Origin of the sequence: Paenibacillus sp. P13VS (genome assembly GCF_015143645.1) — a bacterium.
GTDB lineage: Bacteria > Bacillota > Bacilli > Paenibacillales > Paenibacillaceae > Paenibacillus > Paenibacillus xylanilyticus_A.
Genome location: NZ_WYEV01000007.1, coordinates 84,996 through 111,227, shown reverse-complemented (window position 1 = coordinate 111,227; position 26,232 = coordinate 84,996). Strand labels below are relative to the sequence as shown.

The 26,232-nt window shown below is 47.9% G+C and carries 31 protein-coding genes; 30 read left to right on the top strand and 1 reads right to left on the bottom strand.

The genetic code is table 11. From position 1 onward, the window contains the following. The first annotated feature begins 15 nt into the window (after positions 1-15). The 19 genes from trpD (at position 16) to GUA98_RS18570 (ending at position 16,072) form a co-directional block, all read left to right on the top strand. Positions 16-1,074, top strand: coding sequence for an anthranilate phosphoribosyltransferase (gene trpD / locus GUA98_RS18660; RefSeq protein WP_193724192.1), 1,059 nt, complete (start codon positions 16-18; stop codon positions 1,072-1,074). Then, positions 1,064-1,855: an indole-3-glycerol phosphate synthase TrpC gene (gene trpC / locus GUA98_RS18655; protein ID WP_193724084.1), complete on the top strand. Its 792-nt coding sequence runs from the start codon at positions 1,064-1,066 to the stop codon at positions 1,853-1,855. The genes trpD and trpC overlap by 11 nt, the downstream gene beginning before the upstream one ends. 8 nt (positions 1,856-1,863) lie before the next feature. Beyond that, positions 1,864-2,589 (top strand): phosphoribosylanthranilate isomerase, encoded by a 726-nt coding sequence (locus GUA98_RS18650; protein ID WP_193724083.1) that lies wholly within the window; start codon positions 1,864-1,866, stop codon positions 2,587-2,589. After that, complete coding sequence (gene trpB, locus GUA98_RS18645) at positions 2,586-3,785, top strand: tryptophan synthase subunit beta (RefSeq protein WP_193724082.1); 1,200 nt, start codon at positions 2,586-2,588, stop codon at positions 3,783-3,785. The genes GUA98_RS18650 and trpB overlap by 4 nt, the downstream gene beginning before the upstream one ends. After that, a complete protein-coding gene (gene trpA, locus GUA98_RS18640) occupies positions 3,782-4,588 on the top strand; it encodes a tryptophan synthase subunit alpha (RefSeq protein ID WP_095292851.1) in 807 nt (268 codons plus the stop codon). Before trpB ends, trpA begins: the two co-directional genes overlap by 4 nt. Before the next feature lie 73 nt (positions 4,589-4,661). Continuing rightward, positions 4,662-5,762, top strand: a complete 1,101-nt coding sequence (gene hisC, locus GUA98_RS18635; protein ID WP_193724081.1) for a histidinol-phosphate transaminase — start codon at positions 4,662-4,664, stop codon at positions 5,760-5,762. A 26-nt stretch (positions 5,763-5,788) separates the two neighbouring features. After that, entirely contained in the window at positions 5,789-6,883 is a 1,095-nt protein-coding gene (locus GUA98_RS18630; RefSeq protein WP_193724080.1) for a prephenate dehydrogenase, read from the top strand. 645 nt (positions 6,884-7,528) lie between these two features. Continuing rightward, complete coding sequence (locus tag GUA98_RS18625) at positions 7,529-8,122, top strand: RNA polymerase sigma factor (RefSeq protein ID WP_095292846.1); 594 nt, start codon at positions 7,529-7,531, stop codon at positions 8,120-8,122. Beyond that, positions 8,119-8,754 carry an anti-sigma factor family protein gene (locus GUA98_RS18620; protein ID WP_193724079.1) on the top strand — a complete coding sequence of 212 codons (636 nt, stop codon included), beginning with the start codon at positions 8,119-8,121 and terminating at the stop codon, positions 8,752-8,754. The genes GUA98_RS18625 and GUA98_RS18620 overlap by 4 nt, the downstream gene beginning before the upstream one ends. Before the next feature lie 37 nt (positions 8,755-8,791). Further along, positions 8,792-9,391: a histidine phosphatase family protein gene (locus GUA98_RS18615; protein ID WP_153979175.1), complete on the top strand. Its 600-nt coding sequence runs from the start codon at positions 8,792-8,794 to the stop codon at positions 9,389-9,391. A gap of 234 nt (positions 9,392-9,625) precedes the next feature. Next, the gene (locus GUA98_RS18610) at positions 9,626-10,744 is read left to right on the top strand and encodes a hypothetical protein (RefSeq protein WP_153979174.1); all 1,119 of its coding nucleotides are present in this window, start codon (positions 9,626-9,628) and stop codon (positions 10,742-10,744) included. A 46-nt stretch (positions 10,745-10,790) separates the two neighbouring features. Further along, complete coding sequence (locus GUA98_RS18605) at positions 10,791-11,297, top strand: gamma carbonic anhydrase family protein (protein ID WP_153979173.1); 507 nt, start codon at positions 10,791-10,793, stop codon at positions 11,295-11,297. 23 nt (positions 11,298-11,320) lie between these two features. Next, on the top strand, positions 11,321-11,500 hold the full coding sequence (locus GUA98_RS18600) for an IDEAL domain-containing protein (protein ID WP_095292837.1): 180 nt from the start codon (positions 11,321-11,323) through the stop codon (positions 11,498-11,500). Positions 11,501-11,507: 7 nt separating this feature from the next. Continuing rightward, on the top strand, positions 11,508-12,077 hold the full coding sequence (locus tag GUA98_RS18595; RefSeq protein WP_227779813.1) for a DUF2487 family protein: 570 nt from the start codon (positions 11,508-11,510) through the stop codon (positions 12,075-12,077). Between the two features lie 192 nt (positions 12,078-12,269). Beyond that, the gene (locus tag GUA98_RS18590; protein ID WP_095361914.1) at positions 12,270-12,812 is read left to right on the top strand and encodes a ubiquinol-cytochrome c reductase iron-sulfur subunit; all 543 of its coding nucleotides are present in this window, start codon (positions 12,270-12,272) and stop codon (positions 12,810-12,812) included. 15 nt (positions 12,813-12,827) lie between these two features. Then, positions 12,828-13,499, top strand: coding sequence for a menaquinol-cytochrome c reductase cytochrome b subunit (gene qcrB / locus GUA98_RS18585; protein ID WP_017687726.1), 672 nt, complete (start codon positions 12,828-12,830; stop codon positions 13,497-13,499). A gap of 21 nt (positions 13,500-13,520) precedes the next feature. Continuing rightward, positions 13,521-14,402: a menaquinol-cytochrome c reductase cytochrome b/c subunit gene (locus tag GUA98_RS18580; RefSeq protein ID WP_193724077.1), complete on the top strand. Its 882-nt coding sequence runs from the start codon at positions 13,521-13,523 to the stop codon at positions 14,400-14,402. A 113-nt stretch (positions 14,403-14,515) separates the two neighbouring features. Then, positions 14,516-15,142, top strand: a complete 627-nt coding sequence (locus GUA98_RS18575) for a DUF1405 domain-containing protein (protein ID WP_193724076.1) — start codon at positions 14,516-14,518, stop codon at positions 15,140-15,142. Between the two features lie 60 nt (positions 15,143-15,202). Beyond that, positions 15,203-16,072, top strand: coding sequence for a sporulation protein YpjB (locus tag GUA98_RS18570; protein ID WP_193724075.1), 870 nt, complete (start codon positions 15,203-15,205; stop codon positions 16,070-16,072). Positions 16,073-16,167: 95 nt separating this feature from the next. On the opposite strand, the gene GUA98_RS18565 is transcribed toward GUA98_RS18570, so the two are convergent. Then, positions 16,168-17,037, bottom strand: coding sequence for a YitT family protein (locus GUA98_RS18565; RefSeq protein ID WP_193724074.1), 870 nt, complete (start codon positions 17,035-17,037; stop codon positions 16,168-16,170). 170 nt (positions 17,038-17,207) lie between these two features. Between GUA98_RS18565 and GUA98_RS18560 the strand changes: the two genes are divergently transcribed. From GUA98_RS18560 to panD, 11 genes are all read left to right on the top strand, one after another. Further along, on the top strand, positions 17,208-17,537 hold the full coding sequence (locus tag GUA98_RS18560; RefSeq protein WP_056696770.1) for a nucleotide pyrophosphohydrolase: 330 nt from the start codon (positions 17,208-17,210) through the stop codon (positions 17,535-17,537). Positions 17,538-17,588: 51 nt separating this feature from the next. Beyond that, on the top strand, positions 17,589-18,113 hold the full coding sequence (locus GUA98_RS18555) for a tetratricopeptide repeat protein (RefSeq protein WP_193724073.1): 525 nt from the start codon (positions 17,589-17,591) through the stop codon (positions 18,111-18,113). Positions 18,114-18,197: 84 nt separating this feature from the next. Next, complete coding sequence (gene dapB, locus GUA98_RS18550; protein WP_193724072.1) at positions 18,198-19,001, top strand: 4-hydroxy-tetrahydrodipicolinate reductase; 804 nt, start codon at positions 18,198-18,200, stop codon at positions 18,999-19,001. 11 nt (positions 19,002-19,012) lie between these two features. Then, a complete protein-coding gene (mgsA, locus tag GUA98_RS18545; protein ID WP_095292821.1) occupies positions 19,013-19,453 on the top strand; it encodes a methylglyoxal synthase in 441 nt (146 codons plus the stop codon). Further along, positions 19,450-20,148 carry a bacillithiol biosynthesis deacetylase BshB1 gene (gene bshB1, locus GUA98_RS18540; protein ID WP_153979166.1) on the top strand — a complete coding sequence of 233 codons (699 nt, stop codon included), beginning with the start codon at positions 19,450-19,452 and terminating at the stop codon, positions 20,146-20,148. Before mgsA ends, bshB1 begins: the two co-directional genes overlap by 4 nt. Positions 20,149-20,243: 95 nt before the next feature. Further along, positions 20,244-21,404, top strand: coding sequence for an N-acetyl-alpha-D-glucosaminyl L-malate synthase BshA (gene bshA / locus GUA98_RS18535; protein ID WP_095292817.1), 1,161 nt, complete (start codon positions 20,244-20,246; stop codon positions 21,402-21,404). 34 nt (positions 21,405-21,438) lie between these two features. Next, a complete protein-coding gene (locus GUA98_RS18530) occupies positions 21,439-22,770 on the top strand; it encodes a CCA tRNA nucleotidyltransferase (protein ID WP_193724071.1) in 1,332 nt (443 codons plus the stop codon). Further along, positions 22,757-23,734: a biotin--[acetyl-CoA-carboxylase] ligase gene (locus GUA98_RS18525; RefSeq protein WP_193724070.1), complete on the top strand. Its 978-nt coding sequence runs from the start codon at positions 22,757-22,759 to the stop codon at positions 23,732-23,734. The genes GUA98_RS18530 and GUA98_RS18525 overlap by 14 nt, the downstream gene beginning before the upstream one ends. Before the next feature lie 334 nt (positions 23,735-24,068). Continuing rightward, positions 24,069-24,944: a 3-methyl-2-oxobutanoate hydroxymethyltransferase gene (panB, locus tag GUA98_RS18520; RefSeq protein WP_127540457.1), complete on the top strand. Its 876-nt coding sequence runs from the start codon at positions 24,069-24,071 to the stop codon at positions 24,942-24,944. Beyond that, positions 24,941-25,837 carry a pantoate--beta-alanine ligase gene (gene panC, locus GUA98_RS18515; protein ID WP_193724069.1) on the top strand — a complete coding sequence of 299 codons (897 nt, stop codon included), beginning with the start codon at positions 24,941-24,943 and terminating at the stop codon, positions 25,835-25,837. Before panB ends, panC begins: the two co-directional genes overlap by 4 nt. Beyond that, positions 25,830-26,213 carry an aspartate 1-decarboxylase gene (gene panD / locus GUA98_RS18510; RefSeq protein ID WP_095292807.1) on the top strand — a complete coding sequence of 128 codons (384 nt, stop codon included), beginning with the start codon at positions 25,830-25,832 and terminating at the stop codon, positions 26,211-26,213. The genes panC and panD overlap by 8 nt, the downstream gene beginning before the upstream one ends. The last annotated feature ends 19 nt before the right edge of the window (positions 26,214-26,232 follow it).

Below are 26,232 nucleotides of genomic sequence, written 5' to 3'. Positions count from 1 at the left end.
ATGAATGAAGATTCCATGAGATCCGCATCTGCCCTAAGCCAGAACGAAGGAATGAAGGACGGACTTGCCAAAATTTTGGAGGGTAACCATCTCGAGCAATCGGAAGCACGTAACTTAATGTATTCCATCATGAGGGGTGAAGCGACTCCGGCCCAGATTGGCGGATTGCTGATGGCTCTCCGAATGAAGGGGGAAACGGTGGACGAAATCACCGGTTTTGCAGAGGCGATGCGTGGGCAGGGCGGCCGGATTCTTACTGATGGCAGCGGGCTGCTCGATACTTGCGGGACTGGCGGATCGGGGATTCACAAGTTCAATATCTCGACAGCCTCAGCCATCATTGCAGCAGCAGTCTCTGTTCGTGTGGCGAAACATGGCAATCGATCTGCTTCAGGTAAAGCTGGCAGTGCGGATGTTCTTGAAGCGCTGGGGGTTAACATTCATCTGGATGGAGAACAGGCGAGACAATGCCTGGATGAGATCGGAATTTGCTTCTGTTTCGCTCAGGTGTACCATCCGTCCATGAAACATGCGGCAGCACCACGCAAAGAGCTTGGTGTACGTACGATCTTCAATATGCTTGGTCCTCTCACTAATCCTGCAGGCGCTGATCGGCAGCTCCTAGGTCTGTACGACCGCAGTCGTACGCCAATGATTGCAGAAGTTCTCAATCGTCTCGGTCTAAAGAGAGCGCTCGTCGTTGCAAGTCATGATGGACTGGATGAGATCAGCATATCCGCACCGACTCAGGTATCTGAACTGCGTAATGGTGAAGTTCAGACGTACGACATTGACCCGCGTGATATGGGGTTGTCGCTCCATCCGCTGGAGACAGTTCTTGGAGGAGATGCTCTCCAGAATGCTGAAATCATAAAACGAATCTTTCACGGAGAACGGAGCGCGTATCGTGATGTCGTTCTGTTAAATGCTGGAGCGTGCATCTACCTTTCGGGTCTTGCAGAGACCATTGCGGAAGGTGTGACCATGGCCGCGAATGCTGTGGATTCCGGAAAGGCAGCGATGAAATTGGAACAGCTAATACACACAACGGAGGCGTACAGTCATGTATCTTGATCGAATTGTAGCAACGAAACAGCAAGAGGTTGAAGTATTGGCCCAAACCTTTCAGATGGAAGAGGCATTAAAACAGATTGAAGCATTGCCGATGACCCGCGGGTTTGAACGGGCGCTATCGAAGAATCGTAATCGGAGCCTGGGACTTATTGCTGAAGTGAAAAAAGCATCACCATCCAAAGGGCTTATACGTCCTGACTTTCATCCGGTAGAGATTGCATTAGCCTATGAACGGGCAGGAGCAGATTGTATTTCCGTATTGACGGACGTCTCCTACTTTCAAGGCAGTGGAGAATATTTGCAGGCCATTCATCAAGCAGTGAATATTCCTCTTTTGCGTAAGGATTTTATTATCGATGAGCGCCAGATCGCTGAAGCAAGATTGCTCGGTGCAGATGCCATTTTGTTGATTGCAAGCATCCTGTCCCCAGAGCAGATCCGTCAGTATCTGTCATTTGCCAAAAGTATAGGACTGGACGTCTTAATCGAAGTCCATGACCGAACGGAACTGGAGCAGGTACTGGAGATTCCGCAGGCAACTCTGGTTGGAATCAATAACCGTAATCTGAAGACGTTCGAAACCAGCTTAAGTACAACGCTTGATCTGATGAAGCTGATTCCGGATAGCGTAACGTTAATCAGTGAAAGTGGAATTGACGGTCCAGAGCGTTTAGGATCACTAATAGAGGCCGGAGTACAAGGAATCCTCGTCGGTGAACATCTGATGCGCAAGGATGATGTGGAAGCAGCCGTTTACGAACTGATGGGGCCAAGAGGATGAATAAACTCATGAATGACGGTATAGGCGGCAGAGACAACAGGAGGCCTAGAGAATCGGCAGCGGCAGTAAAAATTTGTGGACTTCAGGACGTTGAAGTGCTAAAATCGATGATAAACTTGCCGATTGATTACATTGGTGTTGTCTTTGCCGAGTCCCGTCGTCAAATTGATGCGCATAAGGCTGCCGAGTTGAGAACGGTCCTCATGGACTGGAATACATCTCATCGTCCGAAACTGGCAGGAGTATTTGTGAATCCTTCAATCACAGCGCTGGAGAGTGTCATGGAAGCAGCTCACCTGGATGTTATTCAGCTGCATGGACAGGAGTCTCCGGAATTTTGCGGACTGGTGAAGCAGCGTTTCGGAACCGAGGTGTTCAAGGCTCTTTCTTTTCCCAAAGATGAAACAGCTGCAGAAGTGAACGATACGGCCAAGAAGGCACTTGATCCCTATCAAAACGTTGTGGATGCCATATTACTGGATACCTATGATCCGTTATACGGAGGAGGTTCCGGCAAGACGTTTGCGTGGGATCGTATTCCCGCTTATGCCGAATGGGCCATTCAACATGGAATTGCTCTGTTCGTAGCAGGGGGGCTGCATCCGGATAATGTAGAGCAACTGATACAGACCTATGCACCAGACGGCGTCGATGTATCCAGCGGCGTAGAGTCTGACGGCGTGAAAGATATTGCAAAAATCACAGCATTTGTAGAAAGGGTGAAGCAGGCATGACACATCAATTGCCGGATCAAAACGGGCGATTCGGTCCCTTCGGAGGCCGGTTTGTTCCTGAGACACTAATGAACGCTCTAATCGAATTGGAAGAGGCGTATGATCGTTACTCTCAAGACGAGGAATTCAATAAGGAATTAAATTATCTGCTAAGTGAGTATTCCGGACGTGAGACGCCGCTGTATCATGCGGAACAGCTGTCTCGCCATCTGGGAGGACCGAAGATCTATCTGAAGCGGGAAGATTTGAATCATACCGGTGCACACAAAATTAACAATGCGATCGGACAAGGCTTGCTTGCCAAACGTATGGGTAAAAAGAAAGTCATCGCCGAAACGGGTGCTGGTCAGCATGGCGTTGCAACGGCAACCGTTGCCGCACTGCTTGGTCTTGAATGTAAAGTGTTCATGGGCGAAGAAGATACAGAGCGTCAACAACTGAACGTATTCCGGATGAAGCTGCTGGGGGCGGAAGTGATTCCGGTGACGTCGGGCACACGGACACTGAAGGATGCAGGGAATGAAGCTCTTCGTTACTGGGTCAGCAACGTGGAGGATACATTCTATGTGCTTGGATCAGTCGTTGGTCCTCATCCATATCCGATGATGGTGCGTAACTTTCAACGAGTCATTGGGGATGAGACGCGCAGACAGATCCAGGAGATTGAAGGGCGTCTTCCTGATGTGATCGTTGCCGCTGTCGGTGGCGGAAGTAATGCAATTGGCATGTTCTACCCGTTTATCGGGGATCAGGATGTGAAGCTGGTTGGTGTTGAAGCTGCCGGCAAAGGTGTGGACACTGAATTCCACGCAGCGACGATGAGTAAAGGGACACATGGCGTATTTCAGGGTTCCATGAGTTATTTGCTTCAGGATGAGTATGGACAGGTCCAACCTGCACATTCCATCTCGGCGGGTCTGGATTATCCAGGCGTTGGTCCGGAGCATTCCTATCTGAAGGACATTGAACGTGCGAAGTATGTACCGATTACGGATCAGGAGGCGCTGGATGCTCTGCAGCTGCTCAGCCGTACAGAAGGTATCATTCCTGCACTGGAATCTGCACATGCTGTGGCTCAAGTCGGTAAGCTTGCACCTGAACTTACAGCAGACGATATTGTTGTCATCTGTCTGTCCGGTCGGGGAGACAAAGATGTTGAATCTATTATGAAATATACAGGAGGGAACTTGTCATGAATCGGATGGACCAGACCTTCCTGCGTTTAAAGGAACAAAATCGTACAGCACTTATTCCGTTTCTGACCGTTGGTGACCCTGATGTGGAGACGACAATTGATATTATCAAGGAGCTTGAACAGGCAGGAGCTGACATCCTGGAGCTTGGGGTTCCTTATTCCGATCCGCTTGCGGATGGCCCTGTCATCCAGCGTGCATCGGAGCGTGCGCTGAAAAGCCAGATCTCCATTCGTACCTGCATGGAAACAGCGGCCAAAGCACGCGAGGCTGGGGTACAGCTTCCGTTTGTTCTCTTTACGTACTACAACCCTGTACTGCAAACGGGACTGGATTTGTTCTTTGATGAACTTGTGAAACACGATATTAGCGGCATGATTATTCCGGATCTTCCCATTGAGGAAGCAGAAGAGATGCGCCGCAGAGCGGACGCGGCAGGTGTACATCTGGTTCCGCTGGTAGCTCCTACGTCCAACGCGCGGATTGAGCGTATTGTTAATGGAGCGAGAGGCTTTATCTACTGCGTATCTTCGCTAGGAGTAACGGGGGAAAGAGCCTCCTTCTTTGACGGAGTAGAGCGTTTTATTGAGACTGTGAAAAGTTTGACAGATATTCCGGTAGCCGTAGGGTTCGGCATTTCGAGCCATGAGCAAGTAGAGCGTTTTTCCCGCATCTGCGACGGAGTGGTTGTCGGGAGTGCCATTGTTCGTCAGGTGGAAGAAGCCATTCCTCTTCTTGGGAATCCGGATACCCGTGAGGCAGGGCTGTTGCAAATTCGCAACTTTGTGGCACAATTAAAAGGATAGGGAGATAACGACGTGTTATTGCCCTGCATGTTTCGGCATGTAACTTATAACTTAACTACAGGAGGCGGTCGGGTTGAAACCGAAATCCCAGATTGTCAATCTGCCTGTGTACCAACCGGGCAAACCGATTGAAGAAGTGAAACGTGAACTGGGGCTTGAGCAAGTGATCAAGCTGGCCTCCAACGAAAATCCATATGGCAGCTCTCCTGCCGTACTGGAAGCCATTACGAAAGAGTTGGCCCATGTTAGTCTGTATCCTGACGGCAGCGCCGTTGAGCTGACAGGCGTGCTGGCAAAGCATTTGGGCGTGGAACGAAACAACATTATTTTTGGCTGCGGATCAGACGAGATTATTGCATTAATTACCCGTGCCTTCTTCCTTCCAGGCGATGAGACAATCATGGCGGATCCGACGTTCTCCGTGTACAAAAGCAATGCAGACATTGAGGGCGCAGTGACAATTGAAGTTCCGCTTCAAGATGGAACGCATGACCTGTCCTCCATGCTCGCGGAAATTAGTGATAAAACCAAAGTCATCTGGGTATGTAATCCGAATAACCCTACAGGCACGATTATCTCAGAACAGGAACTTGTAGCATTTATGGATCGGGTACCTGCTCATGTAATGGTAGTGGTGGATGAGGCCTATTATGAGTTTGTAACGGATGAGGCTTATCCACAAACCATTTCCATGCTGGATCGTTATCCGAACCTGGTCATTTTACGGACATTCTCCAAAATCTATGGTCTAGCATCACTGCGAATTGGATATGGCATTGCACGTCCGGAGGTCATCGACCTGATTAACCGTGTGCGTGAACCGTTCAACACGTCGCGCTTTGGCCAGGTGGCAGCAACCGCTGCACTTTTGGACCAACCATTTGTTCAGGAATGTGCGAAGCAGAATGCATCTGAACGTGATTATCTGCAAAACGAGTTTACCCGTCTTGGATTGCCGTTCTTCGCGTCGCAAGGAAATTTCATCTTGGTCGATTTGGATATGCCATCTAAGGATGCGTTCCAATCCTTGCTCAAACAAGGGATCATTGTCCGCCCTGGATTCCAAGTCTATCCAACATACATCCGTGTGTCTGTAGGCAAACCAGAACAGAACCGTGCTTTTGTGACGGCATTGGAGAACACGCTGGCTGAGAAGGCGACAACAAGCCACTAAAACCGGCGATGAAAGAGTGAGGTCTCATGAAATTAAAAATTGCAATGATTGGTGTGGGGCTCATTGGAGGTTCTCTCGCGCTTTGCTTCAAAGGCAAGCCGGGAGTAACTGTAATGGGCTATGCACATCTACCTGAATTGAAAGAAAAGTACATAGCGAGTGGTGTAGTGGACGATGCTACACTCTCTCTGGAAGAAGCGGTGCAGGATGCCGACTTTATTTTTTTGTGCGTTCCGGTAGGTTTGCTTGAATCATATTTTCAACAACTGGCGAAGCTGCCCCTGAAAAAGGGATGCATCATCACGGATGTTGGCAGCACCAAAGCTTCGATTGCGGCTTGTGCTGATCATGTACGCATGACCGATGCCTACTTCATTGGCGGTCATCCGATGGCCGGATCTGAGCGTGCAGGTGTTGACGCTGCTTCGGCCGTACTTTTCGAGAACGCGTACTATGTGCTGACTCCGTCTGCACATGTTCCTGAAGAGGCATATGCCCGATTATCCGAGCTTCTGGCGTATACGCGGGCACAGATCGTCAGAGTTGAGCCATTATTACATGATGATATTGTGGGAGCTATCAGTCATTTGCCACATGTCATCGCGGTAGCGCTCGTGAATCAGGTGCGTGAATATAATGAATCGAATCCTCTGTATAAAATGCTGGCGGCAGGCGGGTTCCGTGATATTACACGTATTGCATCCAGTGATGCGATTGTATGGCGTGATATTCTGCTGAGCAATCGTGAAGTACTCCTTGGACTATTGAAGGACTGGAACAGCCAGATGTCTGCTTTTACAGATATGCTGGAGAACGAGAATGGCCCAGGAATTGAAGATGCATTCCGTCAGGCCCGTGAATTCCGCAGCGTATTGCCAGAACGGCGTAAAGGCATGATCTCGCCGCTGTTTGACCTGTATACAGACGTTCAGGATGCTCCAGGAATGATTGGTAAGATTGCAACAGAGCTCGGGACACATGATATCAACTTGAGCAACCTGGAGATTATTGAGAACCGGGTCGATGTGCCAGGCATCATGCGTTTGTCATTCCGACAGGAAGAGGATATGGAACGTGCGAAGTCTTTATTGGACTCCCTGGGATATCAGGTCTGGGTATGAGGGTGGAAAAAAAGAGGGCGAGAGCCCTCTTTTTTTGTGTTGATAAACAGTTGTTACGATACGTCCTTAAAAAAGGGCAAAAAAAAGACCGCTTACATAAGCGGCCATTGCTCACGTGGAGCAATACAGTTATTGGATAGGAGTGGAGAGAAACCATACTGTACTTTTATTATATGTATACGTTTTCATTTTGTCAACACTTTATAAAAAAATGTTAAACCAAATTATAACTTACGTAAATTTAGGAAATAAAATCCTCCAAAAAAGAAGCTGAAATAAAAAGATTAAAATTTTGAAACCTTTTTGAATCTCTCTGCGTCTAATGAGTGTGCAATGTGCAATTTTGCCAATTAGATTCTTATGTAGTCATACTCGTGAAATAAGCGGCATAAGAATGACAGGTCGGGCTTTTGTAAATCGTAAAGAATTTGCCAGGAGGCTGCTGACCGTTGTACAATAAATACTGTTAATGTAGAAACGTTGGGGAAATTGCCATTACATAGGGGAATTTGGCGTAGAGGCCTGATATGGCTTTACGCTGTTTTATGCGGTGAGAACCGCAACTTTTTTGTGCCTGTTCGGTAATACATGGATAGAGTCGAACGGGGAGAAGCACATGGATGGGCGAGGAGGGGTCGCACTCAAATGACGGATTCCCAGTTGATTCGAGAGATCAAGGAAGGTAACCTGGAGTTATATTCCGAGCTGATGCGTCGTTATCAGCGTAAAATACTGGCTTTCGTATATCATATGTTGAAAAGTTCCAATATGGAGCTGCTTGCGGAAGATCTCTGTTCTGAGACTTTCTATAAGGCGTTCCGCAGTTTACACTCATTCCGCGAGGTGGATGCCTCATTCTCGACGTGGTTATATACCATTGCCAGAAATACGGTACTGAGTGAGCTGCGCAAACAGCGCAGTGGCAGTGTTCCTCTAGAAGAGAGCGGGGTTGTACCTATTGCTCCTTCCGAGAACGCTCCAGAGCATGCTGTACTGCGCAGTGAGCGGGTCATGCTGGTTAGAGATGCCATTAACAACTTACCGGAGAAGCAGCGTTCTGCCATCATACTCCGTGAATATGATCAACTAGACTACCAGGAGATTGCGAATATTCTTGGGCAGAGCGTCAGTTCTGTAAAATCGTTATTGTTCAGAGCAAGATCAAGCGTAAAAACCCAATTGGAACCTTATTTCTTCGAACCGGTGTACGAGCCATATGAAGGGATGAAGAACAGATGAATTGCAATGAAGCCCAGGACTTGTTTGCACTGATCTGGGACTTGCCGGCAAATCATCCGCAGCGGCTTGCTTTTCATGCACATCTGGATGGTTGTGAGGAGTGCTCCCAGCAGTTTGAAGTTTGGGAAGAAGCCCAAGTGCTGCTGCACAGCATACCGGTACCGGTGACAGAGCAGCAGGCAGAGAGAGTCAATCGCAACGTAATGGACCGCATTTATGCGGAGTCCCCGTGGCTTTTGCCTGAAGAGGCAAAAGTGAATCGATTCTCTGCTGCGATCCGCAAACACATGACGTTGTGGATTGCTGCGTTTCTGGCCATTTTTTTATGCAGTTTCTTATACATGGCGATGTTTAAGTCTGGGGTATCAGAAGCTGAACAGCAAAGCGTCGTTTCTACGGGGATTCTCGAAACAGCTGTTGCTGGAAGCGATCTGACTGCTTCAGGTATGTATCAGTACGACATGCCTGGGGCCGACAGAGGAAGCATTATTGAACCCTTTGTCGTAAGCATGGGACCTACGTATCCGGGATACTGGATGGCCTTGTCACTACTTGCCATTGGCATGGCTTTGTTTTCGCTGGGGCGGATGCATCGAACGACCAACAAACGTAAACAAGGTGCGCGTGCGTAGTTAAACAGACGTTCGCCGTATAGAAAAGAGGGATGAGATGCGAATTGGGCTTATTCGTCACGGTCTTACCGATTGGAACGCTGCAGGGCGTATCCAAGGGCAGACAGACATACCTTTGAATGCCGAAGGGCGTCAGCAGGCAGAACGTCTGGGACACCGTCTGTTGACAGAGGATTATCAATGGGACTATATCATTACCAGTGGTCTATCGCGGGCCCAGGAGACAGGAGAGATTATCTCTGGATTGCTAGACGTGCCTATGCTTGAGCCGGATGCGCGTTTGAAAGAAAGAGGTTTCGGTCAGATCGAGGGTTTGACCTCGGAAGAACGAATCACCCGCTGGGGAATGGACTGGGAGACGCTGGATCTGGGGCAGGAGCAGATTATGGATATACAGACTCGCGCTTTAGCGTTTCTCGAAGATTTGTGGGCTGCATATCAGGACAAAAATGTTTTGATTGTAACTCATGGCGCTTTTCTCGCAAACCTGTTGTCTGCCTTGTTCAAAGACCGCTATACGGAACGAATTGGAAACCTGTCACTTACGATCCTGGAAAAAGAACAGGATGACTGGAGTCCCTTGTTATATAATTGCACACGACATCTATCATTGGATGCGGCTAAACAATCTGAGTAATTGGACTCAGGTTGTTTTTTTGTTTTGAAACAGCGAAACTGTCGTTTGCTATCATTCTGTGCCTCTCATTTTTCTTCTGAGCAGACAAGTTCGGGCATAGGATGAATAAAAAGATAAAAGATTTGGTAAATGAGGTTTAGATCATGGGAATTCCGTCAAACATGTTTACAAAACCAAACTACTCCGGCCCCGAATCAGTAGCCCAATAGTAGTTAACGGCGAGGCGATGGACCCATGAATCTAGCGGATATGCTAACTTTTGCCGATATCGGCCAGCTTAATCGAATAGCGGACTATTACCAGTGTGAGTGCAAACCCAATTCCAAACATGAACTCATCCAGAGTATTCTCACAACGTTGGGCAGTAGACGATTTTTTGAGCAACAGGTCAGCGAACTTAATGTGGCGCATCTGCGTTTCCTGAACAACCTGCTATTTGATCCTCGGCAGTACTTTGGCATGGAGGAGCTTGTCGCCATTGCCCGTCAATCGATGGACAAAAAAGAAAGCGAGTCCGGCGCCAGTCCGCGAGATCTTATCGTTCGGTTCACCAAGAGTGGATGGTTATTCAATGGGACAACTCAGCATACGAAGTACCTGTACCAGGTACCCCAGGATCTGAAAATGAGGTTCCGGGATGTGTTATCCGCTCACCTGAAGGCAGGTATTACAACGACAAATGAACCACCGATGTACCGAGATGAATACCATCTGCTGGTAGACGATCTGAAGTTGTTCCTGCAATTTGTGCAGCAGCATGAAATTACTTTGAACGCAGAAGGCATGATGTACCGACGTTCTCAGCAGCAGGTGATGGACCATCTTCATGTCAGTGAAACATTGGTAGGAAAAGCGGGATGGAGGTTTGGCTACGGTCGTTCCTTCAAGGATTACCCTGACCGGTTTGCATTGCTATATGACTATGCATTCCATCACCGGCTTGTTCAAGAAGAACAGGGGCTGCTGAAATTGACTGCAGCTGGCGAGGAAAAACGGGGTGCAGAGAATACAGCCGAGATGATACAGCTATTTCGGTTTTGGTTAAGACTTTATAAAGGTGCTATTCCAAACTTGTCCTCCATTGTGTATTGGACAGGAGAATGTGCGCCTGGGTGGTCCACCGCAGAGTCCCTGTTCCGACAAATTGGCCCGTTAATCCAGCCGTTTTATTACGACACACCGGAGACGATCTATGAAACGAGAGTTGTCAAAATGATGCTGCATCTGGGGATGCTTCGCATCGGAGAGCAGGAGGGTGAGAGTACCGTGCAAATGACAGCATGGGGCTTGCGGCTCGCTGCAACCTGCCGATCGCTGTCTGGTGACACGACTCCTCTGGTGTTTGACATTTAGGGGACAAGTTGCTAAAATCACTCCCAAATTAAGGAGTGATACTGATATGATAATCCCATTCAAGGGTCAAGAACCACAGCTTCATTCTTCGGTGTATGTAGCTGAAGGGGCCAAACTTATAGGTGACCTGAAGTTAGGTGCAGATTCTACGGTCTGGTTCAATGCCGTATTACGGGCCGATCTGGCGCCAATATGGATCGGACAACGTTGTAACATTCAGGACAATGCTGTTGGACATGTAAATACGAATCAACCTTTGATTCTGGGAGATGACGTTTCAGTGGGACATGCCGCCATTATTCATGGTTGTCACATTGGAACAGGCTCACTGATCGGTATGGGAGCCATCCTTCTCAATGGAGCCGAAATTGGTGAATATACACTGATTGGGGCCGGTTCTGTTGTAACTGAAAATACTAAAATTCCGCCCTATACCCTGGCTCTGGGAACACCAGCCAAAGTGATCCGTGAATTGACGGATGCCGACCTTGAGCGGATGTCGAGGACTTCACTTGGTTATGTTGCCAAAGGTAAGGAATATAGGAGCTCTTAAATCCGTTTTGGAGGTGCATCCTATTGGATAAAATGAAAGTTACGTATGAAGTCATGTTGGGGCTGGCTGCTGAGATGGTGTGGGACGAAGCGCTTCGTAAACAGCGTAGCGAGAAGCTGTATATGGAAATCGACAAGGCGTTGGCTACCGGAGACGAAGTAGCTTTCCGGAGTCTGACGGATGAACTGAAAACCATAAACTGATTAACTGATGATTAAACCATATGAGAAGGAAATGCGTGATTACGCATTTCCTTTTGTGTTTTTAGGGAGAGATTTTACGAATAACTCTATAGATTTACATCGTTTGCTCATATATAATATGGGAATAAAATGGATAGAGAGGGGAAATAGGGAATTGAAATTCAGTGAGATGACTCAAGACAGCTGGGCTGAACTGCAACTCTATCTGGATACATGCCTTATTCCATTCACCGGTCTTACGGGAAATCATTCGCCGGCTGAAGCCACGGAAGCACTAGAGAGGCTTAGAGATTTTCTGGATCTAATTGAAGTCCCGTTTAAAGGGAGGGTCATGACATATCCAGCGTTCCATTTCGCTTTTCCGGAAATGTCAATGACATTAAACACCATATGCGAGCAAATGAAGCGTTCAGGATTCAAATATGTGGTGATAATGACATCAGATGGTTTTTTGGAAAAAGATAAAATCTCATCTGCAGATCTGGTTTTTAATCGTTCTCAACTGGTTGAGGAAATAGATGAAGCGAAAATAGCAGGGTATGTCGGGGAAAAAGTACGCGAGATGTGGAAAAATTAACATCGGGCTGGAAATGTGACATTTTATCAACACTTTTTTAATAACGCTTACAATTGAAGCTTAAAAATGTGTGACAAATTCTTGACGGTGTTCTAGGGCTACTATATGATTATGTATGTTCTAGTAAGTCGTGGAATTTCTGATAATGAAAACGTATGAGAGAGTTGGTTGAAAAAGGGGGGTGGAGACAGTATGAGCAGTGAGCATGACCAGCACGAAGCCTCGAACAAACCACCAAGCCGGATGGAGATGTCGCGCAGGCAGTTTTTAACGTACACGCTTGGTGGAGCTACAGCCTATATGGCCGCCGGTGCGATTCTTCCCATGGTCCGTTTTGCGGTGGACCCAATTTTGCAGCACAAGGGAGAAGGCACTTCTGTCAAAGTAGCTGAGATCAGCAAAATCACCAACGAACCTCAAGAGTTCACATTTGAACTGCAGCAGCAAGATGGTTGGTACCTGAGTAATGCTTCGCTTGTGGCATGGATTCGTAAGGATGAGCAGGGTAAAATTTATGCGCTTTCACCGATCTGTAAACATTTGGGTTGTACAGTCGGCTGGAACAGTGACAAAAATTATCCTGATGAGTATCATTGCCCCTGCCATGGCGCGCACTATGACAAGGAAGGAAAAAATCTTGCCGTAGCCCCGAAACCGCTGGATGAATATGTGGTCAAGGAGGAACAGGGCTGGGTATACCTGGGCGAGATTGTTCCGAACACCCGAGTGAAATAGGAGGCGTGAACGCAGATGTTTAAAAATGTCTATGACTGGATTGACGAGCGTCTCGATATCACGCCAATCTGGAGGGACGTTGCGGATCATGAAGTTCCAGAGCACGTAAACCCGGCTCACCACTTTTCCGCATTCGTCTACTGCTTTGGTGGCTTGACGTTCTTTATTACCGTAATTCAGATTCTCTCAGGAATGTTCCTTACGATGTATTACGTACCTGATATTATCAATGCTTATGCCAGTGTCGAGTATCTGCAGACCAAGGTAGCTTTTGGCCAAATTGTGCGCGGCATGCACCACTGGGGAGCCAGTCTGGTAATCGTAATGATGTTTTTACATACGATGCGTGTATTCTTTACAGGCTCTTATAAAGCGCCCCGTGAGATGAACTGGGTTGTCGGCATGTTGATCTTTTTCGTCATGCTGGGTCTTGGATTGACCGGGTACCTGCTGCCATGGGATAACAAAGCCTACTTTGCAACCAAAGTTACCCTGGAAATTGCCAATACCGTCCCATGGCTCGGACCTATTATTAAAGAATTCCTTCAAGGTGGAACCATTGTAGGTGCACAGACGCTAACACGATTCTTTGCCCTGCACGTCTTCTTCCTTCCCGCTGTGCTTCTAGTGCTTCTGGTCGGACACTTCATCATGATCCGCAGACAGGGCATTTCGGGACCGCTATAACTTGAGAAGGGAGGAATCGCAATGGCTCACGGACACAAGCCTGATGATCAGGAGAAGATTATTTTTGTCGGTGATTCACGCGTCCGAAAAGGGGCAGGTTTCATTACCCCACCGGACTATACAGCGTATCCAGGCAAATCAGAAGCATTTATACCTAACTTTCTGCTGAAAGAATGGATGGTTGGTGTTGTAGTGCTGGTGGGTATCCTGGTACTGACCATCTCTGAACCTGCGCCGCTTGGTTATCCGGCCAATCCAAGTGCATCCGTTATTCCGATGCCGGACTGGTATTTCCTATTTCTGTACCAATATCTGAAATATCCTTATGCGTCAGGCGACTATGTCCTGCTCGGTGTATTGGGTGTCAGTGGGGTGGCTTTTGGAGCGTTACTGCTTGCCCCGTTCTTGGATACAGGCAAGGAACGACGGTTTTACAAACGTCCAATTGCATCATCGCTCATGGTTCTGTCCATCCTTTCTGTATTCTATCTCACGAATGTGGCTTGGACACACTACAAGCACGAGCTTGAAGCGACGGGCCAGAAGCCTGAACACATTCAGCGTGAGGAAGAGGCTCTCGAGAAGCATGAACAAGGTCTGCCGACGTCCAATGCACCGGGCCAACAACAAGAAGTGGCCATCGTTGAGAAGGATGATCCTGCAATGGAAACGTTTAAGAAGGCAGGTTGTGTGGCATGTCATGCTGCAGATATGAAGGGAGCTAGTGGTCCTTCGCTACGCGGTGTTGGTGACAAACATAGCCAGGAAGAGATCTTAACCATTATTAAAGAGGGATATAACTCTATGCCTGCAATGTATGATCAAGCCATCGCCCAAGGTCTGACAGACGACGATATCAATCACCTGACGGAATGGCTTGCGAAACAGAAGGCAGAACAGTAAAATCAAATTAAGCCAAAAACCTGACTGTTGTTGCGGTCAGGTTTTTTTGAGTGTTTAACCAATTAATGCTTCATAAAGACAATAGAAAGTATAAGAAGGAAGGGGCAGCGAACGTGTCTTTATCGTTTTTCTGGAGCCGGGAGTTTCTGACCAATCGGTATTTTCTGTGGCTTCTGTTTTGGTGTAATGCAGTGGGTACCGTGTATGGGTACATATGGTACGGAGATCAGCTGAAATTAACACTGGAGGAACAGCCCCTATGGCAGGTTGTATTTGTTCCGGACAGTCCCACAGCGAGTTTGTTTTTTACCCTTGGTCTTCTATGGATTCTATATAAACCTAAGTCTGTGGTGCTCAACCGAATCGGACATGTGATTCAAGCACTCGCTGTGGTTACATCCGTGAAATATGGGGTCTGGGCCGTTTCGATTATTTTTGCGGGGTGGATGCAGGGTGGTTCGCCGCATTGGCAGGACTGGATGCTCATCGCCTCACACAGTGCCATGGCCATTGAAGCGTTGATTTATGTCAGGTTCTTTGGTTTCAGATGGTTAGCGCTGCTGATTGCCAGTCTATGGACGTTATTGAATGATACGATGGACTATACATATAATATTTTCCCTTGGCTGCCTAGTGCTCTCTATCAGCATCTGGATGGCGTGCGCAATTTCACTTTCGGGCTTACCCTGGTTAGCATTCTGTGCGCGTGGCTGGCATTGAGACAGGCGAAACGAGTCTGACTTTGCAAGCTTGTTCTAAGTGGTCGTGCCCTGCCATACATTGGTATGGGGGGGATGTCCATGAAGAGAATGTTCTGGAACAAAACCGGATTATGGGTAGTATCGTTCATGGCGCTGTTGTTTTGGACGAACTTGTCATACAGTGTATCTGCGCAAAGTGAAGGGAATGAAGGGGAAGCGGATCAACAAGCCCTTGTTAACAGTTCCATTCAGCAGCTTAATCAGGAAGCGACATCGCTCTACAGGCATGCCTTGGATCATAATATCGAAGAAGTCAGGAACGGTATTATGCAGATTAGCGAACGGCTGGAGCATATTTCGTTTGAGGGTCAGACGACGGTCGAAGGCATTCATGCCTTATCCGAAACGATTGTGGAAGTAAAACAAGCAGCCGTTCGCGTCAAAAGTGATGACACCGGTCTTCAGCAGGCTTCTGCCAAACTAAGGCTCGCTGCTGATAGTCTTGCAAATCCAGCCAAACCCTTATGGCTCCAATATTATAAAATTGTAAAAGATGACCTTCAGGCCATATCTACTGCTGTAAGTCAGCATGAGAAAGCTGCAGTACTCACGAACCGATATGCTTTGCTTGAGGAGCATTATGAAACCATTCGACCGGCAGCGATGATTCGTCGTGAACCCTATGAGATCGCTCAGCTGGACGCCTGGTTATCCCATACCAAAGGGCTGACTGGAGCTAAACAGCCAGATATCACACAGCTGCAAAGCATGATATCCCAAGGCGAAGAACTGGTTAATCAATTGTTTGGTCGTGAGAAGGATGAGAGTGCCTTTGTTCCATTTGTTCAGGGGCCGAACCGGAGAGCGGCAGGATTATTCATCACATCTGTGATTGTGGCCGCACTAACGTACGCAGGGTATCGTAAATATCGTGCACAGCAGAAAGGCATCTTTCCATTCCGGCGCTGATCATCAACTTCGAACCAAAGAACCTCTATACCGCAAGGAAGCGAACAGGCTTGTCCTTGGATTAGAGGTTTTTTTGCATATATTTCAGTTGGTTTTTAGGATTCCTTGAAGCCTTCTCCATGGACGTCATGAACATCGCTGATGATAACAAAGGCTCGGGGATCAACAGATCTGACAATGGTTTGCAGTCGCCTGAATTCCTGACGTGAAATAACGCAGTAAGCAACATGTTTGGCTTGTTTGGAGTAGGCGCCAATGGCTGGAATCAGAGTTACACCGCGGTCCATTTCCCGGGTAATCAGATCGGCAATTTCGGGAGCGTGGTCACTAATAATCATGAATGCGCGAGCTGAATAAGCCCCTTCCTGAATGAAGTCAATGACCTTGGAAGCGATAAAGACAGCAACCAGCGTATAGAGTATTTTTTCTTTTGGAATGTAAATTAGTGAGATGCCGATAATAATAAAATCGATACCGAGTAATATTCGGCCCATGCTCCATCCATATTTTCGATTGAGAATCCGTGCAATGATATCTGAACCACCTGTCGTACCGCCTGAGCGGAATACGATACCCAAACCAGCCCCGAGAGTGACACCTGCATATAGAGCTGCCAGCAGGAGATCATTCTCCGTGTGCAGAGGCTCAATCCATCCCGAGTGAATCATTTTCTCAAACAACCACAGAAACGCCGTAAGGGCACCAATGCCCACCCCTGTATAGACCATCTGCCTGCCGCCCAATATCTTGAGCCCGATCAAAAATAACGGGACGTTGATAACAAGGGTCGTCAGAGACGGAGAGAGGCCAAATGCATAATTGAGTAGAACGGTAACCCCGGTGACGCCGCCCTCCATTAGTTGATTAGGGATAATGAAGTACAGCAGTCCAAAAGCATACAATGCAGTACCTAGCAGAATAGGGAGAATCAGTTTGATTTGAATCCAAGTTTTGGCAGTGCTCATTAGATCCCACTCCATATGTAAATTAATGATGAAGCAATACTTGCCATCTTAGTATACCTATTTATTGATTCTTTAAAAATGATTTGTGCCTCAGGATGGTGGAAGTCAAACTAAATAACTGATATATTAGGAACAAATACGACACAATTTCAAAAGGAGAATCCGTTCTCATGGAGAAAAGCATCGCAGAAATGCAGCGCGAGGTTGACCTCTACATTTCCCAGTTCAAAGAAGGCTATTTCAGTCCGCTGGCCATGCTGGCACGTATGTCGGAAGAGGTGGGAGAGCTCGCTCGGGAAGTCAATCACGAGTTCGGTGAAAAGCCGAAGAAGGCTTCTGAAGCAGACAATTCTATTGAGCTGGAGCTTGGGGATATTTTGTTTATCACGATTTGTTTTGCCAACTCGCTCGGGATTGACCTGGCGCAGGCACACGACAAAGTCATGCATAAATTTAATACACGCGATGCAAATCGGTGGACTCCAAAAAACACCGATTAGGCGTAGATTACATATGCTGTACCATCACCCGATTGGGGAGGGACAGCTTGGATGATGAAGCCGGAAGATTATATGCAGCAGGCTTACCGCTGCATTTTGCAAAATGATTTTGAGCAAGCGATCCGTTGGTTTGAATCGGCTATTCTTGCTTACCCGGAACATGCGGAGCTTCACTACCGTTGTTCCATTACACATGCCCGCAGCCAGCACCTTGGTCCGGCACTGGAACATGCCCGTAAGGCAGCTGAGCTGTCCAATGGCACTGAAGAATATGTTCTGCATCTGCAGACATTGGAAGCCAAACAGCTAAGTACACAGGCGAAGGCTTTGCTGGAACAGGCAGGCAGCGGCACACACGAACGTTATGTTTCGGCTGCTGCTCTGCTGAAAGAAGCGGTTAAGCTTGATCCGCTGTCTGTCGAAGCGCATGTGATGCTTGCACTGGCCTATAGCGATTTGAATGAATTTGATCGTGCAATCAAGGCTATTCGTGATGCGATATCGCTGGATCCGCAGAACGCACAATTGCATCAAATGGACCAACAAATCAAGCAGCGTAAGAATTCTATTCAATAAGAAATTCATTTCATCTGAAGCGAAAGCTGACGAAATGAATTTTCTAGCGACTGAACCAACATATAGTGAGGAGATGCAGCCAAGATGAGTGAAGTAATAAGAGTTGCCGTAATCGGAGCGGCTGGCCGGATGGGCCGGGAAGTGGTGAAGCTGGTTCTTCAAGACCCGGAACTGGAGCTTGCTGCCGCGGTTAACCGCTCCGGCGCAGGTATTGATGCCGGAACCCTGGTCGGTCTTCCGGAATGCGGAGTGCTTGTAACCGACGATATCGAAATGGCTTTTGCAGAGACGAAACCGCAGGTCATGGTTGATTTTACAATACCTCAATATGCTTTCGCTCATACAGAACTTGCAATCCGTTATGGAGTCAGACCCGTTATGGGAGTTACCGGCTTCACGACGGAGCAGATCGAACAACTGGACAAGCAGTGTCAGGACAAAGGGATCGGAGGTCTGATTGCCCCGAACTTCTCCATTGGTGCCATTTTGATGATGAGATTCGCGGCACAAGCGGCCAAACATATGCCTAACGTTGAAATCATTGAGTACCATGGGGATCAAAAACTGGATGCGCCTTCAGGAACAGCAATTAAAACGGCTGAGCTGATTGCAGCCAACCGTGAGGAAATCCGTCAGGGCAACCCTAATGAAGAGGAAACCATTGAAGGCTCCCGCGGAGGCTATTATAACGGATTCCGGATTCACAGTGTTCGTTTACCAGGTGTATTTGCACAGCAGGAAGTGGTATTTGGCGATTATGGCCAAACGCTTAAAATTCGTCATGATTCATACGAACGTGCAGGTTACATGCCCGGTGTAAAAATCGGTGTACAGAAGGTTATGGAATATACAGGACTCATCTATGGATTTGATCACTTTATCGACTAAAGGAGATTGTCATGTTGAAAATTGCATTTATTGCCCATGATCGCAAAAAAGAAGAGATGGTTAACTTTGTTACAGCTTATGAACCGGTGTTTACAGATCACCAATTGTATTCGACAGGCACCACTGGACTTCGCATTATGGAAGGGACTTCCTTGAAGATTCACCGGTTTGAATCAGGTCCGCTTGGAGGAGACCAGCAGATTGGTGCTTTGGTAGCGCAGAATGAGATGGATCTGATTATTTTCCTGCGTGATCCGCTGATGGCTCAGCCACACGAACCGGATATTAATGCATTGCTACGTTTGTGTGATGTACAGGGCATTCCGCTCGCAACCAACATTGCAACGGCTGAAATTCTGGTTAAGGCATTGGATCGCGGCGATTTTGCATGGAGAGAGCTCGTGCATAAATATAAACCGGAAGCTGGAGTCACAACAGGTGATTCCGAATGAGTCTTGATATTCTGATTTTCGGAGCACACGCAGACGATGCAGAGATTGGAATGGCGGGAACAATCGCCAAACATACTGCAGCTGGAATGAAGGTGGGCGTGTGTGATCTGACAAAAGCAGAAATGTCGTCCAACGGGACTGTAGAGCGCAGAGCCGAGGAAGCGGAGGAAGCCTCCCGCGTCCTCGGTCTTTCGTGTCGAACCAATTTGGGCTTGCCAGATCGTGGTTTATACATAACCCCTGAGCATATACAGGCAGTGACGGCCGAGATTCGCAGGCATGCCCCGAAAATTGTATTTGCACCTTATTGGGAGGATCGTCATCCGGATCATGTCATGTGCAGCAAGCTTGTGCAGGAAGCGGTGTTCAATGCCAAGCTGCGTAATTATATGCCGGACATGCCTGCCACCCAAGTGAAGGAGCTGTATTTTTACTTCATTAACGATATGGGACCGGTGGATTTGATTGTCGATATTACGGAACACTATGAGCAAAAGGAAAAATCGCTGCTCAGTTATCGTTCCCAATTTGAAATAGGGGCAGGAACGGTGTCTACTCCGTTGAATCAGGGGTATATCGAACGCGTAAGAGCTCGGGACTCCCTGCTGGGTCAGCGGAGTTTGATTTCTTTCGCAGAAGGATTTGCGAGTATTACACCTTATGTCGTTGGGCAGTTTGGCACAGCAGCTAGGTAATACGTTGCTGTGCAAGCTCTTAGACTACTATAAATATAAATTCCGTTGCATTACATCAACTCGCACACGCGGGAGATTAAAGGAGCGTCCACCCGATGGATCAAAAGCTAAAGATTGGTATCACCTGTTATCCGTCCCTCGGAGGGTCTGGCGTTGTCGCAACGGAGCTCGGCAAATTGCTTGCCGAACAGGGTCACCAGGTTCATTTTATTGCGAATAGTATTCCGTTCCGACTGGGTACTTTTCAGAAAAATATTTTTTACCATGAAGTTGAAGTGAACGATTATTATGTATTTCGCTATCCGCCATACGACCTGTCCTTGGCAACCAAGATGGCTCAAGTGGCCAAAGCCCAGCAGCTTGATTTGCTGCATGTGCATTATGCAGTTCCGCACGCAGTATGTGCTTTCCTGGCCAAACAGATGGTGGGCGACGATCTGAAGGTTGTCACGACGCTGCATGGTACAGACATTACCGTACTGGCACAGGATGAATCCCTGAAAGATCTCATTCGGCTTGCGATCAACGAAAGTGATGCGGTAACCGCGGTTTCACAGGATTTGATTCGAGAGACGGTTGAGCTTCTGGACATTCAGCGTCCCATTGATTTGACATATAATTTTATTGATAAACGAATTTATTATCCTCGGGATGCGGCAAGTCTGCGCAGGGATTTTGCGGCTCCAAACGAGAAAATATTGATGCATATCTCCAACTTCCGCCCGGTGAAGCGGACACAGGACGTTGTTGAAGTTTTCCGTCAGGTTCAGGAGCAGGTTCCAGCCAAATTGCTGTTTGTTGGAGAGGGACCGGATTTGCCTAAAATTCAATGGAAAATTAATGAATTGGGCCTGAATGACAAAGTTCATTTCCTCGGTAAACAGGATGACATTGCACAAGTCATTTCCATGGCAGACATCCTAATGCTTCCTTCGGAGAAAGAGAGCTTCGGACTTGTGGCCCTGGAAGCGATGGCCTGCGGTGTGCCGACCGTTGGATCACAGGCAGGAGGAATTCCTGAACTCGTATTACACGGGAAAACCGGGTATTTATCACCGATCGGCGATACACAGTCCATGGCTGAGAACGCCATTCGCTTGTTGACCGACGATCGACTGGCAGCAGATTTCAGAGAAGCCTGTCTTCATAGGGCACATCATGATTTTTGCAATGATGCCATCCGTCATGAATATGAACAAATATACTATCGTGTACTGGGACGAGAAGTTCCCAATCTAAAACCCGTTTGCGGTTGAACTTCTATTGATTCGATAGAAGCAGCGATACAGAATGATCAAGCAACAGGCAAGCAATGAGGTGATTGGTTTGGTGCAATGGACAAGGGTTGATCTCGAGATGGCTGAGCAGAGTGAACAGGTGCTGCTCAAGTTGAATGAAGAGGGCTATGATGCCTTTTGGGTTGGTGGCTGTGTTCGGGATGAACTGCTGGGTCGCAGTGTAGATGATATGGATATAACAACCTCGGCATCTCCGGAACAAGTAATGGAACTGTTTGCAGACTGTATTCCGACAGGACTCCAGCACGGGACGGTTACTGTACGTTCAGGGGGGTATTACTTCGAAGTCACAACTTTCCGTACGGAATCGGAATACAAAGACAATCGAAGACCGTCTGAAGTCCAGTTCGTCAAGGATATCAAAGAAGATTTGCAGCGTCGCGATTTTACGATGAATGCCTTGGCCATGGATAGAAGAGGGACAATCGTTGATCCTTTTGGTGGACAAGTGGATATTCGTGAAGAACGAGTCAGATGTGTGGGCGCAGCGAGTGAGCGGTTCGGCGAGGATGCGCTTCGCATGCTTCGGTGTGTCCGGTTTGCTTCGGTTTTTGACTTCAGCATTGCCTATAACACGTGGAAGGGTCTCATGAGGCAGAGAGACTTGCTGCAGCATATTGCCATGGAGCGTGTCCGTACCGAAATGGTGAAGATGATGGCTGGTCCTCATCCGCTGCGAGGTTTGGATTTGCTGCTGCACAGTAAAATACTGGAATATATCAAGGCTCCGGTGCAAGGCAGCCGATTCAATAGGAATCTACTACTCCGAATCGGGGAACTGAAAGAACATGATACCTTACTGCGCTGGTCGCTCCTGCTGATCGCAGGTCAATATAAGAAGGATGAAGCTGACGCTTTACTGCGCAAGTGGACGTTTTCCAACGATGATCGTTTGCGCATTACCGGGGTTTTACAGTTTGACGAGTTACTGAAGACGGTTGTTCAGAACGACAAGGATCAAGTGTTATTGCGAGCGGAGTGGATTAGCGCTGAACTGACGTGCGGAAGTCAAGCCGCTGCGGATTGGCTCAAGATTCAACGTATACTCCCCGCTGGCCATTTCCTATCCGCTTCAGCAGAGGCGTCATACCAAGCGATTCTTGCTAACGCAGCGGAGTGGAGTCGATCCATGCCGGTTCATGAGCTGAAGGAACTCCATATTACCGGAGAAAATGTTCTAGCACTACTCGAGCGCAAGGGTGGGCCTTGGCTGGGCCGGTTGATGAAGCATTTGTTACGTGAAACAGCGATTGGAAATATAGCGAATCAGCATGAAGCGCTGACCGCTGAAGTGAAACGGGTGGCTGCAGATGACCAAGCATGAAGAACTGTTACATATGCTCATGAATGCGGATGGACGATTTGTATCAGGGGAAGAGATCAGCCGGAACCTGTCCATAAGCAGAACAGCAGTCTGGAAACATGTGAACAAGCTGCGCGATCTCGGATACGAATTTGAGGCTGTCTCCCGCAAAGGGTACCGCCTTCTTACGAGACCAGACAGTATTGATGCAGCAGGCCTCCAACTGGCTCTGCAAACGTCTGTGTTTGGCCGTAAAGCACTCATCCTGGATTCAACCTTGTCTACGCAAGGCGATGTTCAGCAAATGGCCGAACAGGGTCAGGCAGAAGGTGCGGTAGTTCTTGCCGAGGAACAAACAGGTGGACGGGGAAGATTCGGGCGTAAATGGTTCTCACCTCCTGGCAAAGGAATCTGGATGAGCATACTGCTGCGTCCGGAGCAGCCGCTTCGGAATACGCCACAGCTGACACTACTGACGGGTGTAGCGGTTTGCCGAGCTGTAAGGGCCCATACGGGGGCCGATGCAGGCATCAAATGGCCGAACGATCTTCTGATTAACGGTCGCAAAATGTGTGGCATCCTGCTTGAGTCAGCAGTAGAAGATCATGAACTGCGATACTGCATTGCAGGTATTGGGGTAGATGTGAATTTTGATCTTACGGATTATCCGGAGGATCTGACGTCCATAGCGACTTCAATCAAAGTCGAGACCGGACAGCAGGTGGATCGAACGAAGTTGGCTGCTGCCATATTGAATGAGATGGAACATCTTTACCTTTTGTATCAAAGGGAAGGTTTCGGTGTAATCGCGTCATTGTGGGAAGCTCTATCCGTCTCGATTCATCGGGAAGTGAAGGTTTCGAACCCGCAGGGAGATATTGAAGGAACAGCCATTGGTCTAGATCCTTCAGGAGCTTTGATTGTAGAGAAGAGAGATGGCGAGCGCATAACCGTGGTATCCGGAGAAATATCATTAATCGATTAAGGAAATTGTCGAATTTCCACTAAAATAATGAACATAACACGTGAAGTTTGGGCTGATCTTTGGTATACTGTGTTCGTGAGGCGATATCGGCTATTGCAGACCGAATTGCACTCCGGCAACAGTATGCCTGATTGGCTTGATCATGAACAGATGCATAGCAAAATGGAAAATGTGTTAAGTGAGTTGTTGGATTCTGCTCTGAGCCGAAGAGGACCGAGACAGAAGGGACGATCGCAAGTGACTCTTTTTTGACTTTTCGGGACTTTTTAGTGGAAAACTAAAAGGTTTTTTTGTTGCGTTCTGAATTGAAAAGGAGAAAGGAGCCATAAAGAAAATGGCTAACAAACAAGCATTGAATATTGTGAAAATGAAAAAATACAAGCAGGATGGCGTGCCGCTCAGCATGATTACGGCTTATGATTATCCCACGGCTCTGCTTGCGGAAGAAGCAGGCATTGACATGATTTTGGTCGGGGATTCGCTCGGCAATGTAGTGCTGGGTTATGATTCCACCCTGCCTGTGACGATAGACGATATGGTATATCATACCCGCTCCGTTGTGAGGGGTGCAGGAAGTACATTCATCGTAGCGGATATGCCGTTCATGACCTATCACGGCAGCGTGGATGAAACGCTGAAGGGTGTTCGTCGTTTGATGCAGGAAGGTCATGCGCATGCAGTCAAAATGGAAGGCGGCGTGGAGATCGCCGATACCGTTAAGGCTGTAGTGCAAGCCGGCGTACCGGTTCTGGGACACATCGGACTGACACCGCAATCGGTGAATCAGATCGGGGGATATCGGATCCAGGGTAAGGATGCAGCAGATGCCAGAAGACTAATGGATGAAGCGAAGGCACTCGAAGCTGCGGGAGCCTTCGGTATTGTGCTTGAACTCGTTACCGAAGAAGTGGCAAGAGCTATTTCGGAGGAACTATCCATTCCCACAATTGGTATAGGCGCAGGACGTGGATGTGACGGTCAGGTTTTGGTATTCCATGATGTGGTTCAGTATGCCTCTCCTTACATGCCGAAACGCTTTGTCAAAACATACGGTGATGTGGGTACGCTGATTCGTAATAGTATTGGAGCTTATGTCAAGGAAGTCAAAGACCGTTCCTTCCCTGCGGAGGAGCATGTATTTACTGCCGCAGACGGCGTTGTAGAGCAGCTGTACGGACATCGCAAAGAAAAGGTGGAGAGCAACTCATGAAAGTGATTCGGACCATCACAGAGCTTAGACAGGAAATTGGTTTGAAGCGTCAAGCTGCACCATCCAGAGAGTCTATTGTAGGTTTGGTGCCTACGATGGGTTATCTGCATGAAGGTCATGCAAGCCTGATGCAGGCCGCCAAACAGCAAAGTGATATTGTCGTATTAAGTATTTTTGTAAATCCGATTCAGTTTGGGCCAAATGAAGACTTTGACAGCTACCCTCGGGATGAAGCCAGGGATGTGGAGACGGCCCGTGCGCAGGGAGTGGATATCGTATTTATTCCCTCGGTTGAAGAGATGTATCCACAGCAGACACAAACAACAGTATCCGTGTCGAGTTTGACTGACCGGCTGTGCGGGGCTTCCCGTCCAGGACACTTTGACGGAGTAACAACAGTGGTATCGAAGCTGTTTAACATCGTGCAGCCACAGCGCGCATTTTTCGGAATGAAAGACGCACAGCAGGTCGCAGTCATCCAGCAAATGGTCATTGATCTGAACATGCCTGTTGAGATTGTTCCATGTCCGATTGTACGGGAGCAGGATGGCTTGGCACTTAGTTCACGTAATGTCTATTTGAGTGCTGAAGATCGCCAGGAAGCTCTGGTTCTGTCCAAGGCGCTGCGTGCGGCTCAAGAAGCAGTGGATACAAGTGCTGACATGACTGCTGCAGATATACGGCGTATTCTGCGTGAGAACATCGGGCGTTCGTCCCGTGCTGTTATTGATTATGCCGAGATTCAAGCTTTTCCAAGTCTGGTGCCGCTTGCTGATCAGGAAAAAGTGCATGGACGAGATGATATCCTGATTGCGCTGGCTGTGAAATTTGGCAAAACGAGACTGATTGATAATACAAGATTGCAAAGAGCGGAGGTACTGTCCCATGTTTAGAACATTGATGAAATCCAAAATTCACCGTGCCACCGTTACCGAAGCCAACCTGAATTATGTGGGAAGCATTACCATTGATGAAGATCTGATGGAAACGTCTGATCTGATGGAAAATGAAAAAGTGCAAATTGTAAACAACAACAATGGTGCGCGGCTCGAGACCTATGTCATTCCCGGACCACGCGGCAGCGGAGTAATCTGTCTGAATGGTGCAGCTGCACGGCTTGTGCAGCCAGGAGACACGGTTATTATCATTTCATATGCAATGATGTCTCAGGAAGAAGCAAATACACACAAACCTACGGTGGTCTTTGTGGACGGTCAAAACAAACCTGTGCAGACCATGAAACAGGAAGTTCACGCGACAATTATGTAATCCGCTGGTAAGGGGAATG

Excerpts from the sequence above, each read along its gene's own strand:
- trpD (WP_193724192.1), top strand. The coding sequence starts at position 16 with ATGAGATCCGCATCTGCCCTAAGCCAGAACGAAGGAATGAAGGACGGA.
- trpC (WP_193724084.1), top strand. The coding sequence starts at position 1,064 with ATGTATCTTGATCGAATTGTAGCAACGAAACAGCAAGAGGTTGAAGTA.
- GUA98_RS18650 (WP_193724083.1), top strand. The coding sequence starts at position 1,864 with ATGAATGACGGTATAGGCGGCAGAGACAACAGGAGGCCTAGAGAATCG.
- trpB (WP_193724082.1), top strand. The coding sequence starts at position 2,586 with ATGACACATCAATTGCCGGATCAAAACGGGCGATTCGGTCCCTTCGGA.
- trpA (WP_095292851.1), top strand. The coding sequence starts at position 3,782 with ATGAATCGGATGGACCAGACCTTCCTGCGTTTAAAGGAACAAAATCGT.
- GUA98_RS18630 (WP_193724080.1), top strand. The coding sequence starts at position 5,789 with ATGAAATTAAAAATTGCAATGATTGGTGTGGGGCTCATTGGAGGTTCT.
- GUA98_RS18625 (WP_095292846.1), top strand. The coding sequence starts at position 7,529 with ATGACGGATTCCCAGTTGATTCGAGAGATCAAGGAAGGTAACCTGGAG.
- GUA98_RS18620 (WP_193724079.1), top strand. The coding sequence starts at position 8,119 with ATGAATTGCAATGAAGCCCAGGACTTGTTTGCACTGATCTGGGACTTG.
- GUA98_RS18615 (WP_153979175.1), top strand. The coding sequence starts at position 8,792 with ATGCGAATTGGGCTTATTCGTCACGGTCTTACCGATTGGAACGCTGCA.
- GUA98_RS18610 (WP_153979174.1), top strand. The coding sequence starts at position 9,626 with ATGAATCTAGCGGATATGCTAACTTTTGCCGATATCGGCCAGCTTAAT.
- GUA98_RS18605 (WP_153979173.1), top strand. The coding sequence starts at position 10,791 with ATGATAATCCCATTCAAGGGTCAAGAACCACAGCTTCATTCTTCGGTG.
- GUA98_RS18595 (WP_227779813.1), top strand. The coding sequence starts at position 11,508 with ATGATTAAACCATATGAGAAGGAAATGCGTGATTACGCATTTCCTTTT.
- GUA98_RS18590 (WP_095361914.1), top strand. The coding sequence starts at position 12,270 with ATGAGCAGTGAGCATGACCAGCACGAAGCCTCGAACAAACCACCAAGC.
- qcrB (WP_017687726.1), top strand. The coding sequence starts at position 12,828 with ATGTTTAAAAATGTCTATGACTGGATTGACGAGCGTCTCGATATCACG.
- GUA98_RS18580 (WP_193724077.1), top strand. The coding sequence starts at position 13,521 with ATGGCTCACGGACACAAGCCTGATGATCAGGAGAAGATTATTTTTGTC.
- GUA98_RS18570 (WP_193724075.1), top strand. The coding sequence starts at position 15,203 with ATGAAGAGAATGTTCTGGAACAAAACCGGATTATGGGTAGTATCGTTC.
- GUA98_RS18565 (WP_193724074.1), bottom strand. The coding sequence starts at position 17,037 with ATGAGCACTGCCAAAACTTGGATTCAAATCAAACTGATTCTCCCTATT.
- GUA98_RS18560 (WP_056696770.1), top strand. The coding sequence starts at position 17,208 with ATGGAGAAAAGCATCGCAGAAATGCAGCGCGAGGTTGACCTCTACATT.
- GUA98_RS18555 (WP_193724073.1), top strand. The coding sequence starts at position 17,589 with ATGATGAAGCCGGAAGATTATATGCAGCAGGCTTACCGCTGCATTTTG.
- dapB (WP_193724072.1), top strand. The coding sequence starts at position 18,198 with ATGAGTGAAGTAATAAGAGTTGCCGTAATCGGAGCGGCTGGCCGGATG.
- mgsA (WP_095292821.1), top strand. The coding sequence starts at position 19,013 with ATGTTGAAAATTGCATTTATTGCCCATGATCGCAAAAAAGAAGAGATG.
- bshB1 (WP_153979166.1), top strand. The coding sequence starts at position 19,450 with ATGAGTCTTGATATTCTGATTTTCGGAGCACACGCAGACGATGCAGAG.
- bshA (WP_095292817.1), top strand. The coding sequence starts at position 20,244 with ATGGATCAAAAGCTAAAGATTGGTATCACCTGTTATCCGTCCCTCGGA.
- GUA98_RS18530 (WP_193724071.1), top strand. The coding sequence starts at position 21,439 with ATGATCAAGCAACAGGCAAGCAATGAGGTGATTGGTTTGGTGCAATGG.
- GUA98_RS18525 (WP_193724070.1), top strand. The coding sequence starts at position 22,757 with ATGACCAAGCATGAAGAACTGTTACATATGCTCATGAATGCGGATGGA.
- panB (WP_127540457.1), top strand. The coding sequence starts at position 24,069 with ATGGCTAACAAACAAGCATTGAATATTGTGAAAATGAAAAAATACAAG.
- panC (WP_193724069.1), top strand. The coding sequence starts at position 24,941 with ATGAAAGTGATTCGGACCATCACAGAGCTTAGACAGGAAATTGGTTTG.
- panD (WP_095292807.1), top strand. The coding sequence starts at position 25,830 with ATGTTTAGAACATTGATGAAATCCAAAATTCACCGTGCCACCGTTACC.